Genomic DNA, 15233 nt, shown 5'->3' with positions numbered 1-15233 from the left:
TTAGAATGACTATGTTCGCTTTTATGAAACGAAATCACGATGTCTCAACCGTCGATCAAGCAGCTCGAAGCCTTCTGGTGGGCCGCAACCTGCGCCAATTTCGCCACTGCGGCCGAGCGCGTACACCTGTCGGTGTCGTCGCTTTCCAAGCGCATTGCCGAACTTGAGGCCGCGCTGGGCCAGTCGCTGTTCGACCGCAGCGGCCATCGCGCTGCGCTCACCGAGGCGGGCGAGCGCCTGCTGCCCGCCGCGCTGGGTGTGCTCAATGCCATGGCGGCGCTCGGCCAGACACTGGATGCGCGGGCCGAGCTCACGGGTCACTGCCGCTTTGGGGTGGGTGATCTTTCAGCGCTGACCTGGTTGCCCGCCTTTGTGGCGGCAGCGCGGCAGGCACATCCGCAACTGGGGTTGGAGCCCTACGTGGATGTGGGCGGTGTGCTGGAGCGCCGCCTGGCCGACGGCGAGCTGGACTTTGCGGTGATTGCGGGCCGATCCTCGCGCAGCGAATTGCTGTCGCAGCCCGTGGGTGCTGCGCACTTTGCCTGGGCCGCTGCACCCAGCCTGCCAGGCGCGGGCCGCCTGGGCGCGGTGGCGCTTCTGCAACGGCACCCGTTGGTCACACTGCCCGCCGGAGCCGGCACCACACGGCTGCTAGATGACTGGTTGCTGGCCAACCGTGCCACGGTGCAAGAGCGCATCGTATGCAACAGCTGGGGCGCTGTGGCGGGCATGTTGCGACAGGGCGTGGGCGTGGGTTTTCTGCCCGCATACTGGGTGCGTGCTCTGAACTTGCGCGCGGTGGGGGCACGTACCCCACTGGCGCCGTTGCACTACGCCTTCCAGTGGCGACGCGGAGACGCCCGCGCGCTCATCACGGCCATGCAGCCATTGGCGCAGACGCAGGTGGACTTTTCCGTTGCCCCCGCATTTGCTGGGGCGATGAGCCTGTGATGCGCTGATGGCGCCTGCCACTTGCCAGCGCAAACGCTATCCATGCCCACGTGCATACGCTTAAAGCGATACCCGCTCCAGAAACTTCCTGATCTCACGAGAGTAGGCGCCAGGATGCGAGAACCTGAACATGTGGCCGGTGCGCGGCATGACGACTTCCTGCGCGCCCTTGATGTCGTTCAGGAGAATCCCCGCGGCTTCTTTGCCGATCAGCTTGTCTTCCTCGGGCGTCAGGATCAGCGTGGGGACGTTGATCCTCTTCAACTGGGCCGTATAGTCTGCCTTCTCGATCGAGCGGATGCGGTTGACGTAGGCTTTGTGGGGCGTCTCCTTGATGAAGAAGGCGCGACTCTTTCCGGTAGACCAAGGAATCTCCCCCTCCTTGTCAAAGGTCGAAGCCAACTGCGCTGCATGGAACCGAAGGGTCGTCTGCCGGTAAAACGGCCCGGGAAAGAAGGGTGCAAGCCCTGCCAGCGTCTTGAGCAAGGGCGACGTGATCGGGCTCTTGGCAAAACCACCGGAGATCACCAGGCCCTGAAGGCCTTTCGGCTGCCGCGTCGCCACCACGATTGAGGAGACCGCGCCGTATGAGTCGCCAACCAGCACATAGCGCTCGAGGTCCTTCACCTGGTCAAGGATGAAGTCGGCCAACCTTTCCAGTTCGCACACATCGTCCGGCAGACGTAAGGTGCGCATGGCGCGACCTTGCAAGCCGCTCAACTGGTCAAGCTGCCACGGAGCCCCGGCAAAGCAAGGGATCATAACCAAGGTGGGCTCTGCTTTCATGGGGGGCTCCTGGTGGGGCTGAATCAACGATGCCCCAACTCTAGGAGGACCGCGGCAATCGATCCAATGGCATCTACACATCATGTCGATGCACGAGATGCATGGTCCGTCGCCCCGACGGCAGCAAGCCCCTGCCGATGTTCAGCCCGCGATCATCATGCTCGTCAGCCACGCAACGGCGGGCTCGTTGGCGCGCCCTCGGGCTCGAATCACGAGCACCTCCCAGGTGGGGAGCGCCAAGGGCAATTCAAAAAGGCTCAGCTGCGCGGTCTCCTGCATTTGCAATGCGATGCGCTCGGCAACCACGGCAATCGATTGTGAGGCGCCGACCATGAACGGAACCGCCAGAAAGCTGGGGCAGGTGGCGTTCACCTTGCGGGTACGGCCGAGGCTCTCCAGCGCATCGTCGACTGCGCCCCGCGTGTCGCCGCGCGGCGAGACCAGAATGTGGGGCAGTCGAGCGAAGTCATCCAGGTCCATGTGCAGCTTCTTGCCGCGCTTGATCAGAGCCGGGTGGCCCTTGCGCGCGATGCCGATGAAACGTTCCTTATGGACCAGTTGGCAATCAAAGCGCTGCGGAATCTCGGCAAAGGAGCCCGACCCCAGCACGATGTCGAGTTCGCCGGCGTCCAGCATGCGCAGCGCGGATTCGCTATCGGCTGGCCTGAGCTTCAGCACGGCGTCTGGTGCGGCAGCCTGGATCTTGGCCAGAGCAGGGGCGATGACAGTCAGTACGGCGTGATCGGTGGCTGCCACCGAAAGCGTCGCCTGCAAACGGCCTGGATCGAACGGGCCACGAGGGCTGGCCACGAGCCTGACCGACTCCAGCACCGCCGCCACTCTCGGCATCAACTCCACGGTCAGTGGCGTCGGCACGACTCCGCGGGGGTTACGAATGAAAAGCTGATCATCAAAGGCTGTGCGCAGCCTCGATAGGGCGTGGCTGGTTGCGGATTGGGACAAATGCAATCTTTCTGCCGCGCGGCCGACGTGCCTTTCGGCCCAAAGCGCCTCAAGCACAACCAGCAGGTTGAGATCGAAACGGGTCAGATCCAGGGGCCTCATGCTGTATTTGCCTCGTTGTTCATCACTTGAAGCACGGAGCGTTTGTGCGGCCTTTTTTGGGGCATCAAAGTCATCGGGATCTTGGAGGGGGGATCGGCGGCACCCGGCGCAACCGGCGTCACGATAGCTGGAGCTCCTCGCAACGCGCAGCACAGATCCGAAAAATTCAGTCTGTCAGACAGGGGATTTGTAACTGATTGATTTATAAGGGATCGTTTTGCTCAGGGAAAGCGCGGTAAGTCTGTCGGGCCCCAGCAATTGGGCTCCGCGGCGCCTCCAGATGAGGTGTTTTTGGGCCCCTTGAAATTTCCGCGTGCCTCCCTATTTTAGGTTTCGTCAATGCAGTCGCGGTTCTCGCGCTGCGTGTTTCGATTTGTTTGTCAGTGGCCTGCCACGGATGGATGAACTGGAGCGCGTAGTTCGGTTCAGTCTCCGTGCAGGCTCGCCTTTAGGAGCCAGTTATGAGCGATCTGTTTTTTGGCACCGATCTGCTGGGCGAATTTGACCGCCTGCAACGGCAGATGGCCAGCCTCTTCGCGGGGGGACCCGCAAGCCTGCGCGCAACGCGCATTGGCACCTTCCCTCCTGTCAACATTGGCAGCACCGACGACGCCGTCGTCATCGTCGCATTTGCTCCGGGGCTCGATCCCGCGCAAATCGATGTCTCGATCGACAAGGGGCTGCTGAGCATCAGTGGTGAGCGCAAGCGGCCCGATGTCGAGCTTACGGAGGACACGCGCGTCTACGCAGACGAGCGCTTCGTGGGCCCCTTCCGCCGCGTGATCGAACTGCCACAGGACGTCGACCCGGAGAAAGTCAATGCACGCTATGTCAACGGCTGTCTAACGATCACTGTCGGCAAATCTGAGGCGTCAAAGCCTCGCCAGATCACCGTGCAAGGCTGAGCCACGCCTTGCAGACCAATGACGGAGCACATCATGAATGAGACAACCCAATTGACCACGCAATCGCAGCCGGGCAATGCGGCTGCTTCACGGCGGCAGGCGGAGCAGGGCGCTACGAGGCAGACACCGCTGGCGCCACCAGTCGACATCTTTGAGAACAAGCAGGGGATTACTGTGTATGCCGATCTGCCAGGCGTACCGCGCGAGAAGCTGGATATTCGGGTACAAGACGGCACGCTCACGATCGATGCGGAACTGATGGTGCCCACACCGCCCGGTCTGCGTTTGCAGCATGGCGAAGTCCGGCACCCGCATTTCTCGCGCACCTTTGTGCTCAGCCCCGACTTTGATGCGTCGCGCATCGATGCTCAACTGCGCGACGGTGTGCTCAAGCTGACGATTCCGCGCCGCGACGAAGCCAAGCCACGGCGGATCGAGGTCCACGTCGGCTGAGCTGATCACACGCCGTGGTTTTTTTCAGAAGCGGGCGCGTTCGCGCCTGCTTTTGATTCCATGCGCTGGTTATGCCGGTTACGCCTGGGTTGCTGGGAGAGGAAGGTGCTGGGTGCACCACTGGTGGCGAGTGCGTCACCTGGGCGGGCCGCGCAAGGCAGTCAGCGCGTGCTGCATCATGATCAGCAATGCAATGGCAAGGGTGTTGCGCGGCCAGAACGCACGTGCCGCAACTGGCCATTGGCCCTGTGAAATAACAACTCAAATCTAACTCAACTGCACTGAGTCACCGCGTTTTGCGCTTCATTTCGTTGACGATATCGGTTGTACAGCGTTTCATAGTGAGTACACGGCACTGCTAGGAGACGAGTGTGCAGCACGAAGACAACGCAACGCCCCGGTATCGCAGCGGAACCGCCGCCCGCATGGCCAAGATGCCTGTATCCACGCTCCGCGTGTGGGAACAGCGCTACGGCGTGATCTCGCCGGCTAAGTCGGAGTCCGGACAGCGGTTGTATTCCGGGGAGGACGTCAAACGGCTCACGCTTCTGAGGTCTCTTGTGAATCAGGGGCACGCCATCGGTGCGATCGCGCATGCTGCCAGCGCCGAGCTTGAGCAACTGCTCGAAACATCCAGCGCGGCTGAAGCGCCTCAGCCACCCCAAGCCCACGCAGTCATTTCGCTTGCCGTCTGCGGCTCACTATTGGCGGAGCGCGTGCGGCGCAGGAAAGGCACCCTTGCGTCGCTGGGTCTCGATCCGATTACCGAGCTGCCAGCCATCGACGGACAGACGCCGCTGGAGCCACCGCCGCACACAGACGCATTGATTGTGGAAGCCGCGTCGTTGCAGCCCGAAACGGCCGAAGCCATCCTGGCTGCGGCGCGCAGCTCGGGCGCCAGCGCCGTTGGCGTGATCTATAGCTTCGGCACGGTGCGCTCCACCGACATGCTTCGTGCCGCAGGCGTGCGGCTGTATCGAGAGCCAAACGCACATAGCGAACTCGATCAGATCCTGCAGGAACTGTCGCAACTGGTGCGTGTGGACGCGGTCTACGCAAAGCTGCAGCCCTTGCGGCGGAACGCGCGCCGCTTTACGGACCGCCAGCTAGAGATTTTTGCCAACGCGTCGCAGACGATCGCTTGCGAATGCCCCCGCCACCTTGTCGCGCTGATCCGCCAGCTCGATGCATTCGAGCGCTTCAGCGATGGCTGCGCGGTGCGGTCTTCGCTCGACGAACAACTCCATCGGCACCTCGGCGATGTCGCCAACCGCGCCCGGCTGATGCTTGAAGACGCGATGGAGTTCGCCATTCGTGCGGAAACGATGCATCCACCTGCGAGTTAGCTACGTATACGTTGCTCAGGAGCCCACCTGAGCCGGCATGGGTGGTGAGTGCGCCGCCCACTTTCGGAGGCAATTCAATGAAGCTCACTTTAGACCCGCCCGGACTTGCCGGGGCGGTGGGTAGCGTGCCGCTCTCTGTCCGGATTCGGGAGCGATTGATGAGCGCCGGCCATCGCTTTCATGCAAACGACAACATCGCCGATTACCTGCGCGATGGCGAGCTCGATCTTCTCCAGGCAGAAGTCGAGGAGCGTCTGCAAGCAGTGCTGCGCGCGCTCGTCATCGACGTGGAGCAGGACCACAACACCCGGGAAACCGCTCGCCGTGTGGCCAAGATGTTCGTGCGGGAGGTTTTTGCGGGGCGCTATGTCGCGGCACCTGAGGTGACGGCGTTTCCGAATGTGGAGCGGCTCAATGAACTGATGGTTGTGGGGCCGCTGCGGGTGCGCAGCGCATGCTCGCACCATCTGTGTCCGGTGATGGGGCGCGCGTGGGTCGGCGTCATGCCCAGTCAAGATTCGCAGCTGATCGGGCTGTCCAAGTACGCACGGCTGATTGACTGGGTCATGAGCCGCCCGCAGATCCAGGAGGAGGCCATCAAACAGATTGCCGATTTGCTGGAAGAGCGGATGGCGCCCGATGGTCTGGCTGTGGTTCTGGAGGCCGAACACTACTGCATGCACTGGCGCGGCACGAAAGACGACCAATCGCGCATGGTCAGCAGCGTGATGCGCGGCGTGTTTCTGACAGACCCGAACCTGCGGCGCGAATTTCTTGCGCTGCTGCCCGGCCGTAGCCAGGGGTGAGTATTCAACGACGCAAAGAGGCTCCCTTGAAGATTCGCCCTTTTCCTGCGCAGCCCCTTGCGGTCATTGGCCGCATCCGTTTGCGGGCCCGTCGCCCGTGGAACAAGGGCGTGCCGTTCTTGCGCCGCGATGCTCGCGACAAGTCGTCTCTGGAGAACTTCCGATGACCGCCACGCAGTCCCTCGCCTGGGTACCATCCCATGTTCCCGCCGCAGGGCGTCTTTTCGTGGCGCTGGCCGGTCGGTTGCGGCACGGCTTCTTCCACCTTGTCACGCCCGACGGCGAGATGCACATCGGTAACGCCGGCTCGCCGCTGTTCGCCGATCTGCGCATCCTGGACTGGCGTGCCTGTGCACGCATCTTGCGAAGCGGCGATGTGGGCTTTGCCGAGGCCTATCGCGACGGATGGATCGATTCGGGCAACCTGACGAGCCTGCTGCGTCTAGCGATCGTCAACGCCGCCACGCTAGACCAGGCAATCTTCGGGAATGCGCTTGCGCGCTCGCTCCTGCGCCTGCGCCACCTCCTGCGCAGGAACAGCCGCCGTGGCAGTCGCCGCAATATCCACTTGCATTACGACCTGGGTAACGATTTCTATCGGCTCTGGCTGGACGAGGGCATGGCGTACTCGTCGGCGTGGTTCAACGGCAACGTGCACGGCAGTCTGGCCGATGCGCAGACTGCCAAGTATCAGCGCGCATGCGATCTGCTGAGGGTCGGGCGGGGTATGGATGTGCTTGAGATCGGTTGCGGCTGGGGTGGTCTCATGGAGATGGCCTGTGGGCGTGGCGCGCGTGTGCATGGCATCACGCTGTCAGAAGAGCAGCGCCGCTACACGGCAGCGCGCCTTGCTGGTGAGCCGCAGGCCCGCGTCGAGCTGCGTGATTACCGTGATCTTGATGCCGCGTACGACGCCATCGCCTCGATCGAGATGTTCGAGGCGGTGGGCGAGTCCTACTGGGCAACCTATTTTCAAACGCTGGTGCGCTGTCTACGCCATGGCGGTCGGGCCCTGGTACAGAGCATCACCATTGATGCGGCGCATTTCGAGCGCTACCGCTACGGTACCGATTTCATTCAGCAGTTCATCTTCCCGGGTGGCATGTTGCCCAGTCGCGAGCGCTTCATCCGCCTGGCGGAGCAGCACCGCATGCGTGTGATTGACCGACTCGACTTTGGCGGCGACTACGCCGAGACGCTGCGCCGCTGGAGCCAACGTTTCGAAGCGCGTCTTGATGCGGTGCGCTCGCTCGGTTTTGACGACGCCTTCATCCGCATCTGGCGGCTGTACTTTGCCTATTGCGAGGCCGGCTTCGAAGAGGGGCGGATCGGCGTGTCGCAGTTCCTGCTCGAACGGGGGTGAGCATGTCGGTATTTGGTGTTGCCATCATTGCGCTGTTGTTTCTGATGGCCGTGTTCAGTGCCGTGTGGGCGTGGCAGTTGCCCAACGAGAACGCCGGCATGATCGACCCGGTGTGGGCATTTTCGCTCGGCGTGGTGGCATTGCTCTATGCATGGCTCGGTACGGGCGCTGAACAGGCGCGCGTGCTGGTCGGCGTGGGTGGTGCGGTATGGGGGTGCCGACTCGGTTGGCACTTGTGGCGCCGCAATTTCGGTAAGCCGGAAGACGCGCGCTATCGCAAGCTACGTGAGGAATGGGGCGCAGCGGCACCGAGGAAGATGTTTGGCTTCTTCCAGTTGCAGGCCGCGGTGTCGATGTTCCTCTCGATTGCGTTTGCCGTGCCGAGCTACCGGCCCGAATCGCCAAGCATGTTCGCCATGGCAGCTGCGGTCATGCTGTGGGGGATCGCGGTGGTCGGGGAAGCATTGGCCGACAGGCAACTGCGCAGGTTTGCCGCCGATCCGGCCCACCGTGGCAAGACGTGCCGGGTGGGGCTGTGGCGCTACTCGCGGCATCCGAACTACTTCTTTGAATGCGTGCATTGGCTCGCCTATGTGCCGTTGGCGATTGGCGCGCCGGGAGCGTGGCTGACGCTGCTGCCACCGGTGGCGATGGCGTGGCTGCTCGTGAAGGTCTCGGGCGTCCCCATGCTGGAAGCCCACATGCGCGCCACGCGCGACGACTACGCCGAGTACGCGCGTACCACGAGCGTTCTGATCCCCTGGCCGCCACGCCATTGATGTGCAGACCCAAGGAGACCCCACATGACTGCGCTGTCGACACCCACCATCCCCCCGCGGGCCGCGGCCGAGCCGAGTGACGGCTGGCTCATCCAATGCTGCGAGCGCGGCTGGCTGCCCGATGGGCTGGTGTGCGCGGGCATGCGTGCGCTCATGCGCCAGCGCCTGCGGGACGAGGGTATTCATGACGGCGAGCTTCGATCACGGCGCTTCAACGCCCTGCTCGACGAACTGCAAAGCAGCCCTATCGCAATCGAGACTGATGCAGCAAACACGCAGCACTATGAACTGCCGCCGGCATTCTTCGAGGCGCATCTCGGGCCGCAACTGAAGTACTCGTGCGCGCTGTACCCAACCGGCGGTGAAACGCTGGCCGAGGCAGAAGAGGCCATGTTCGCGTGCTATGCCAAACGGGCGGGCTTGGCAGATGGCCAGTGCATTCTCGATCTGGGTTGCGGCTGGGGCTCGCTGTCGCTGTGGATGGCCAAGTGCTATCCCAATGCGCGCATCGTGGCGCTGTCCAACTCGCAGGGCCAGCGCAATTGGATCGAAGCGCGCGCTGCGGAGCGTGGCCTGACCAACCTGAGCGTGCACACCGGAAACATCGTCGATTTCGAGTTTGCGGACATGCCAAAAGGTGGCCGATTTGACCGCGTCGTGTCGATCGAGATGTTCGAGCATATGAAGAACTACGGGCTGTTGCTTGGCAAGATTGCGCGCTGGATGCGCCCGGATGCCGTGCTGTTCGTGCACATCTTTGCGCACCGCACGCTGGCCTATCACTTCCAGGTGCAGGACGGCACCGACTGGATGTCGAAGTATTTCTTCACCGGCGGGACCATGCCGTCGGAGGCGCTGCTGCTGCACTTTCAGGATGACCTGCGTGTCACGAGGCAATGGTGGGTCAGCGGCACGCACTATGCGCGCACGGCCAACCATTGGCTGGCCAACCTCGATGCTGCCCGCAGCCGTTTGATGCCGGTGTTCGCACAGACCTATGGCGAGCGTGAAGCGGCGGTGTGGTTCCAGCGGTGGCGCATGTTCTACCTGGCGGTGTCGACGCTGTTTGGCTATGCCGGCGGCAACGAGTGGGGTGTCGCGCATTACCGGTTCGCCAAGCGTTAGGCGTTCATGGCAACTGGCCGGTTCCGTCGCTGCGCTGGCCTACCCATACCAGCACAGGCATCCACAGCGCCCAGCCGGCGGCCAGCACTGCCATGGTGAGCGCCACATCCGGCATCTGTGCCGCCCCGAGGGCAGTGCCAGCGCGAAACGACAACGGGCCGGCAACGGCGCCCAACACTGTTGCCAGCCACCACCGGCCACGCAACCAACGAAAGAGGACATTCAATTGGATCGCGAACAACACCCAGAGCGAAAGCAGCCATGGTGGCGCGAACCCGGCCCACAGTGTGCCGTGGGGATAGTCGATCAGTCCGGCGCGTATCAGCAACGTCTCCCAAGGCGCCGCAGCCACGACCACCCATAGCACCAACCGTAACTCTCTATTCGGCTCGCGGGCTAACCACAGATGAAGCCCCAGCAGTATTGCGACGAAGGCGACGCCAACCCACGCGGCATCGCGCGCGGCGCTGAGCACGCAGACAAACCAGCCGGCTTGTCCGGCAATTGCATAAAGGAGGGCACGATGGGAACGCATGGTCAAAGTCAGGGTTCGCGCGTCCTGTTACGTTGGGCGGGCCACTTTTCGGTGGCCGCGCTGCTGATTGCCTGTGCGGCGTGCTCGGGGCCTCCGCCGAATCCCAATCCGCGAGCCGCGGTGCCGCTGCAGACGGTGCCGGTTGATCTCCAGCGCTACATGGGCCGCTGGTATGTCATCGCGAATATCCCGTACTTTGGCGAGCGCGGCAACGTCGGCAGCTACGCCGAGTGGGCACTGCGGCCCGACGGCCGTATCGACGATGCCTATGTCTACCGCCCCGGCGGTTTCGATGCGCCCTTCAAGCGCATGCAGTTTGTAGATTCGGTGGTAGCGGGCAGCGGCGGTGGCGAGTGGCGCGTGCGCTTGTTCTGGCCGATCTACGTTTCGCAGCAGACGCTGTATGTCGACCCGGAATACCGGGTGACGCTCTTGGGCTATCCGGACAAGAGCCTCGGCTGGGTGTTCTCGCGTGACCCCGACATGAGCGATGCCGACTATCGCGCGGCACTCAACCGCTTCGAGGCGATGGGCTACGACACGTCGCGCTTCCGGCGCGTGCCGCAATTCCCGAGCCAGATTGGGCAACCAGGCTTTCAGTCGCCGGGGGACGACAACTAGCCGTATGCGCATCACTGTGACTCGCCCAGCAGATGGTGGCGCAGGGCAGGTGCCCGTGTGCCGGGTGCGAGCCAGATATCGAAGAAGGCGCGGGCAAAGGCGGGGTCATCAACCTCGGTTGTCAGCTGCCCATTGGCATAGAAGCGTGCACCGCGGTCCGGCAGGTAGATGCCGCACAGTGTGTCGCCGGGCTTCACGTCCACGAACGCGGGCATCATCGCCTCCTGCCATCGCGCCAAAGTGGCATCGGATGGCGGAGGCACCTGAATCCGCCGAATCTCATCAATGGCTGTTTTGATGAGGCGGGTCCTGGTGACGGGGCGTCGGTACGTGACTTCCAACGCGAAAGCAGCATCATAGCCAGCCGGAATTTTTGCACTCCAGAGCTGTGCGTCGTAGAAGCAGAATCCGAAGATGCAGAGTTCGCCCTTGCCCGAAAGTTCGGCTGGCGCCAGGGTGTCACGGCAAGCCGCAAAGGCATGAAAGCTTGTGGCTGCGCAGAGCGCGGCGACCACGGTTCTGATGGTCAGATGGCGTTTGGCAAACATATCGCAAAGGTGCATGCAATGGAGTGGGTGGAGCGTCAAGCTGCTGCATTCTCGAGCGTGTTGGCGCGATCAACGTCTGACATCACGTTTGCATCGTTCAAAGGTCAAACCTTCTACTTGCATCCAGGCATTTTTCCGGGCTTGCGGACGCAGTTGCCGATGAATCCGATGCTGAGCGATGACTTCGTACTCTATTCAGTACTCAACGCGCGCGAGACATCTGCCGCGCAATTTTTCTGACGCAAAGCCATTTCAATCCAGCACAACCAGCGTTTGCGTTGCTGCGCGATCAAGCAATGCATCCACCGGCGAGTTCCTCACGTATATAGGTTGCTTCCACGTTGCGAAGCGCCACGATTGAGGTCAACAATGAAAAAGCATCAATTGACTGGGTTGTCTGGTGTTCTGCTTTCTCTCGCAATCTTGTCTGGCGGCTATGCTGCCGTAGCAGCGGCCGCCATGGGTGACGGCGAAGCGACCGTGATGGTGGGCGGGGCGCCGATGTATCCGTCCAAGAACATCGTTCAGAACGCTGTGAATTCGAAGGATCACACGACGCTCGTGGCCGCCGTGAAGGCGGGCGGGCTGGTCGATACGCTGTCTGGGCCGGGGCCGTTTACCGTGTTTGCACCAACGAACGAAGCGTTCGCGGCGCTGCCTGCAGGCACGGTCGACAACCTGCTGAAGCCCGAGAGCAAGTCGACCTTGGTCAAAGTGCTGACCTATCACGTCGTACCCGGCCGGCTCTCTGCGCAGGACCTCATGAAGGCAGTCTCGGATGGCGGTGGCAAAGCCACTCTCAAGACCGTTGAGGGGGATGCACTCACCGTCATGCAGAAGGGTAATAACCTGTTTGTCACTGACGACAAGGGCGGTGTCGCCACCGTGACGATCGGCAATGTGTACCAATCGAACGGCGTGATTCACGTTGTGGACAAGGTGCTCCTGCCGTAATCGGTCTCGTACAACGCGGGGGCGTGTGCCCCCGCGCGTGTTCGAACGGTGATGAGAGGAACGGCATGCCATCCACACTTCGCTATGCTCAGGGCGTTCGTTGCGCGAGCGATGCGGTTGGTATACCTTTGTCGCATCCTGTTGCGGGCAACCGAGGCACGCGAAATCTTATGCACGTTGTCGGAGCATCTCTGCTCGAGTCCGAGGACTCAATATCTGCGCGCCAGAATGGTGGTCGGGAACATTTAGTTCAACTCCTCAAGCAGACCGCAGAAGGCAGCCGCTCAGCCTTTGCCGAGCTTTACACCCTCACGTCGCCCAAACTCTATTCGCTCGCGTACGGCATTCTTCGCAGCTCGGGGGAAGCGGAGGACGTGCTCCAGGAAATCTATGTCGCCATCTGGCAACGCGCCGATCAATTTGATCCTGGCCGAGGTACGGCTATGACGTGGCTGATTTCGCTGGCGAGAAACAAGGCGATCGATCGCCTTCGTCAGGCTCGCGAGACAGCAGGAGAAGAGACTGACTGGACGCACATCATCGACGAGCAAGCGACGCCGCCGGAGGCGGCGGGCATGACTCAGGAGCGCCGGCGTCTGGAGGGGTGTATTCAAAAGCTTGAAGCGCGGCAGCGAGGCGTGATCGTCGAAGCGTTTTATACGGGCGCGAGCTACCCAGATCTCGCAGCGCGACTGAGCGTGCCCATCGGTACGATGAAGAGTTGGGTGCGGCGCAGTCTGCTGCAGTTGAAGACGTGCCTGGAGCAACAGCCATGACGCTCGATCGCGATCTGGATTGCGCCGAGTACGTTCTTGGGCTGTTGGACAGCCAGGAGCGCAAGGCGCTTGAGCGTGCGCTGGATCAGGATGCTGCCTTGCGGGACTCTGTCAGTGCCTGGGAGGCGCGCCTGTCTCCCCTCGGAGAAGACGCCGTAGACATGGTGCCGCCTGCGCGCGTATGGAAGCGGATCCAGGCCGATCTGGGCCACGTTGATCACGCACCAGCGCCCGCACCTGAGCCGCTGGTGCGGCGGATCTGGAACAGTATTGGGCTCTGGCGCACTGTGGCGCTCGCAACGAGCTTGGCGACGGTCACGGCTGTTGCGCTGAACCTTTCTCTGTTTTCATCGACCGCGACAGCGCCTGACGCGAAGCCGGCCTACATTGCAGCGGCCATCACCGACGAGAATGGCTTGCCACATTGGACAATGACGATCGACACGGCAAAGCGGGAGATTGTCGTAGTGCCGGCCGTTGCATTGCGGGTTGCCGAGAGCGCCTCGACGGAACTCTGGTTGATTCCTGAGAATAGCAAGCCGATATCGTTGGGCGTGTTCGCGTCTGACCGATCGACGTCGATTCCGCTGTCGAGGGAAAACGCTGCAAAGCTCAATGCGCGTGCGATTCTCGCCGTCTCGCTGGAGCCGAAAGGCGGGTCTCCGACAGGGCAGGCTACCGGTCCCATCGTGGGCAAGGGCGCAATGCATGACACATAACGTTGACTGGCATTGTCCCAGCAGCGATCGGATGAAGTCAGCGAAAGTGAAGGCCGGCAAATTTGCCGGCCTTTGCGTTATTGGCGGCAAAAAAAACCTCCGACCCTTAGGACGGAGGTGTAACGCGAAGCCCCGGCGCGTTCAATGGAAATCAAAGACGAGACGACATGTACTGCTCCCTGACTGCCAGCCCCGCGTATGGAAGGTTGCTGGCTGTGACGATCGCCAGGTAATCGGCGAATCGATACTGCAAACGTGCCGTTTGCAGAGGTGATGCGCTCAATACCGCCGGTGATGCATTACCCACTGTCGAGGTTGGTGCACCGAGCGCGTTGCGCAGCGCATGAGTCGCGCCGTCCCAGGCAGCGGCGGTGTCGTTGGCGCTCATCCCCCGCCGGTAGACGTCTACACCGATGAGATGGCCACTTGGACCGAAGCTGAGCCACAACTCGCTGACGGGCGGGCCGGCAAGACCGAGCTTAGAGGCGTCAACGCCGCGGCAGCGAAGATACTGATAGCCGTGCGTGACCGCATCGCAGGCGACGCCCTTTTCGTGTGCCCAGCGAGCGGCCTCATCCGCAGTCGTGCCATCCAGCACGAACCCGCCTGGGAGCGGTCGTGCAGGCGCCAACTGGTCTGCCCGCAGATGCGCCAATCCGCTGGCACGCAGCGCGCTGACTTGCTCGGCCGTGGTGTCGTTGACGGGGCAGGGGACACCAAGCATGGCGAGCACAGGGCGAGCTGCCTTCAAGTGCATTGCCCCAACGAGACCGATCGCGACCGTAAGCGCTGCAACGCTGAGCAAGGTGTACCGTTGCAGCGGGCGTCGCGGATTCATTGGCAGTTCTGGGCGGTATTCGGGCCCAGGTACTTAGGCATGGACGACACGATGGCCGATTTGAGACCCGTGAGGACGGGGGCCACACGGGAGATGTAGCCATCCGGGACGCCATCGGTCTTCATGACAGCGGCAGCATCGGTGATGAACTGGTCGAACACGCAGCCGGGAACGCCGACATCAGAATGCGCCGTGGCCATGTCGTCACACATGACCGTGGCACCGTCCGCGGCGACTTGTCCTGGATAGCTGAAGGGGCCACCAAAGAGCGCCTTGAACTGGAGGTTGAGGCAAGCCTTGAGACGCCCCACCGTATCGTGTCCGGGCTGACCGAGGTTGGCGAAATACGGTGCTTCTTTGGGGTCTGCAAGCAACCCGGACACCGCGTCGTCGACCACCTTGGCAATGGCGGCCGGTGCGCTGGCGTCTCCGCCAAGTCCCGACCACATGTCGGCGTTCTGGGGGAATTGTGCTGTTGACGCCGTCGATGCCATCGATGCCATCGGCGTGGGTGTGTCGTCGCCACCTCCGCATGCACTCAGTGTTGCGGTCGTCAACGTTAGAACCAATAGCAGTGCTCGCTTCATGGATCAATCTCCTTTGGTCGGGTATCGATTGCGCACTGCGCGGCTTCCTTCCATCGCTACACAGCGCTGATTCCAT

Annotated in this window: 19 protein-coding genes; 13 read left to right on the top strand and 6 right to left on the bottom strand. The window is 62.2% G+C overall.

Annotated elements, in window-relative coordinates; translation table 11 throughout:
- Window positions 1–39: 39 nt before the first annotated feature.
- Window positions 40–951, top strand: coding sequence for a LysR family transcriptional regulator (locus V6657_RS26070; RefSeq protein ID WP_048931450.1), 912 nt, complete (start codon window positions 40–42; stop codon window positions 949–951).
- Window positions 952–1011: 60 nt separating this feature from the next.
- Here the strand turns inward: V6657_RS26070 and V6657_RS26065 are convergent, their stop codons facing one another.
- Window positions 1012–1737 carry an alpha/beta hydrolase gene (locus V6657_RS26065; protein ID WP_048931449.1) on the bottom strand — a complete coding sequence of 242 codons (726 nt, stop codon included), beginning with the start codon at window positions 1735–1737 and terminating at the stop codon, window positions 1012–1014.
- A gap of 141 nt (window positions 1738–1878) precedes the next feature.
- On the bottom strand, window positions 1879–2802 hold the full coding sequence (locus tag V6657_RS26060) for a LysR family transcriptional regulator (protein ID WP_048931448.1): 924 nt from the start codon (window positions 2800–2802) through the stop codon (window positions 1879–1881).
- A gap of 461 nt (window positions 2803–3263) precedes the next feature.
- Here V6657_RS26060 and V6657_RS26055 point away from each other — a divergent pair, with 461 nt between their 5' ends.
- The 7 genes from V6657_RS26055 to V6657_RS26025 all read left to right on the top strand — a co-directional run bounded on the left by V6657_RS26055 (window position 3264) and on the right by V6657_RS26025 (window position 9579).
- Window positions 3264–3707 carry an Hsp20/alpha crystallin family protein gene (locus V6657_RS26055; RefSeq protein ID WP_048931447.1) on the top strand — a complete coding sequence of 148 codons (444 nt, stop codon included), beginning with the start codon at window positions 3264–3266 and terminating at the stop codon, window positions 3705–3707.
- Window positions 3708–3740: 33 nt separating this feature from the next.
- Window positions 3741–4160 carry an Hsp20/alpha crystallin family protein gene (locus V6657_RS26050; protein ID WP_048931624.1) on the top strand — a complete coding sequence of 140 codons (420 nt, stop codon included), beginning with the start codon at window positions 3741–3743 and terminating at the stop codon, window positions 4158–4160.
- A 371-nt stretch (window positions 4161–4531) separates the two neighbouring features.
- The gene (locus tag V6657_RS26045) at window positions 4532–5506 is read left to right on the top strand and encodes a MerR family transcriptional regulator (RefSeq protein WP_021193746.1); all 975 of its coding nucleotides are present in this window, start codon (window positions 4532–4534) and stop codon (window positions 5504–5506) included.
- 77 nt (window positions 5507–5583) lie between these two features.
- Window positions 5584–6312, top strand: a complete 729-nt coding sequence (folE, locus tag V6657_RS26040; RefSeq protein ID WP_048931446.1) for a GTP cyclohydrolase I — start codon at window positions 5584–5586, stop codon at window positions 6310–6312.
- A 163-nt stretch (window positions 6313–6475) separates the two neighbouring features.
- Window positions 6476–7675 carry a cyclopropane-fatty-acyl-phospholipid synthase family protein gene (locus V6657_RS26035; RefSeq protein WP_048931445.1) on the top strand — a complete coding sequence of 400 codons (1200 nt, stop codon included), beginning with the start codon at window positions 6476–6478 and terminating at the stop codon, window positions 7673–7675.
- A 2-nt stretch (window positions 7676–7677) separates the two neighbouring features.
- A complete protein-coding gene (locus V6657_RS26030; protein ID WP_048931444.1) occupies window positions 7678–8454 on the top strand; it encodes a DUF1295 domain-containing protein in 777 nt (258 codons plus the stop codon).
- Between the two features lie 24 nt (window positions 8455–8478).
- Window positions 8479–9579, top strand: a complete 1101-nt coding sequence (locus V6657_RS26025) for a cyclopropane-fatty-acyl-phospholipid synthase family protein (protein WP_048931443.1) — start codon at window positions 8479–8481, stop codon at window positions 9577–9579.
- Window positions 9580–9583: 4 nt separating this feature from the next.
- Here V6657_RS26025 and V6657_RS26020 read toward each other — a convergent pair whose 3' ends face one another.
- Entirely contained in the window at window positions 9584–10114 is a 531-nt protein-coding gene (locus V6657_RS26020; RefSeq protein ID WP_048931442.1) for a DUF2878 domain-containing protein, read from the bottom strand.
- Here V6657_RS26020 and V6657_RS26015 point away from each other — a divergent pair.
- Window positions 10103–10735: a lipocalin family protein gene (locus V6657_RS26015; RefSeq protein WP_021193752.1), complete on the top strand. Its 633-nt coding sequence runs from the start codon at window positions 10103–10105 to the stop codon at window positions 10733–10735. The genes V6657_RS26020 and V6657_RS26015 overlap by 12 nt on opposite strands.
- An 11-nt stretch (window positions 10736–10746) precedes the next feature.
- On the opposite strand, the gene V6657_RS26010 is transcribed toward V6657_RS26015, so the two are convergent.
- Window positions 10747–11283 carry a chalcone isomerase family protein gene (locus tag V6657_RS26010; RefSeq protein WP_082170069.1) on the bottom strand — a complete coding sequence of 179 codons (537 nt, stop codon included), beginning with the start codon at window positions 11281–11283 and terminating at the stop codon, window positions 10747–10749.
- On the opposite strand from V6657_RS26010, the gene V6657_RS26005 reads away from it, so the two are divergent.
- The 4 genes from V6657_RS26005 to V6657_RS25990 all read left to right on the top strand — a co-directional run bounded on the left by V6657_RS26005 (window position 11266) and on the right by V6657_RS25990 (window position 13732).
- Window positions 11266–11523 carry a hypothetical protein gene (locus V6657_RS26005; RefSeq protein WP_137884615.1) on the top strand — a complete coding sequence of 86 codons (258 nt, stop codon included), beginning with the start codon at window positions 11266–11268 and terminating at the stop codon, window positions 11521–11523. The two genes, V6657_RS26010 and V6657_RS26005, sit on opposite strands and share 18 nt — an antisense overlap.
- Window positions 11524–11652: 129 nt before the next feature.
- Window positions 11653–12237, top strand: a complete 585-nt coding sequence (locus tag V6657_RS26000; protein ID WP_031328996.1) for a fasciclin domain-containing protein — start codon at window positions 11653–11655, stop codon at window positions 12235–12237.
- Between the two features lie 65 nt (window positions 12238–12302).
- Window positions 12303–13013, top strand: coding sequence for a sigma-70 family RNA polymerase sigma factor (locus V6657_RS25995; RefSeq protein WP_048931440.1), 711 nt, complete (start codon window positions 12303–12305; stop codon window positions 13011–13013).
- On the top strand, window positions 13010–13732 hold the full coding sequence (locus tag V6657_RS25990; RefSeq protein ID WP_048931439.1) for an anti-sigma factor: 723 nt from the start codon (window positions 13010–13012) through the stop codon (window positions 13730–13732). Before V6657_RS25995 ends, V6657_RS25990 begins: the two co-directional genes overlap by 4 nt.
- 151 nt (window positions 13733–13883) lie before the next feature.
- Here V6657_RS25990 and V6657_RS25985 read toward each other — a convergent pair whose 3' ends face one another.
- Window positions 13884–14570 (bottom strand): hypothetical protein, encoded by a 687-nt coding sequence (locus V6657_RS25985; protein WP_048931438.1) that lies wholly within the window; start codon window positions 14568–14570, stop codon window positions 13884–13886.
- Window positions 14567–15157, bottom strand: a complete 591-nt coding sequence (locus V6657_RS25980) for a hypothetical protein (protein WP_031329001.1) — start codon at window positions 15155–15157, stop codon at window positions 14567–14569. Before V6657_RS25980 ends, V6657_RS25985 begins: the two co-directional genes overlap by 4 nt.
- Window positions 15158–15233 lie beyond the last annotated feature (76 nt).

This window comes from Ralstonia sp. RRA (genome assembly GCF_037023145.1).
Taxonomy (GTDB): Bacteria; Pseudomonadota; Gammaproteobacteria; order Burkholderiales; family Burkholderiaceae; genus Ralstonia.
The sequence above is the reverse complement of the archived record's forward strand: the minus strand, read 5'-3'. Positions and strand labels throughout refer to the sequence as shown.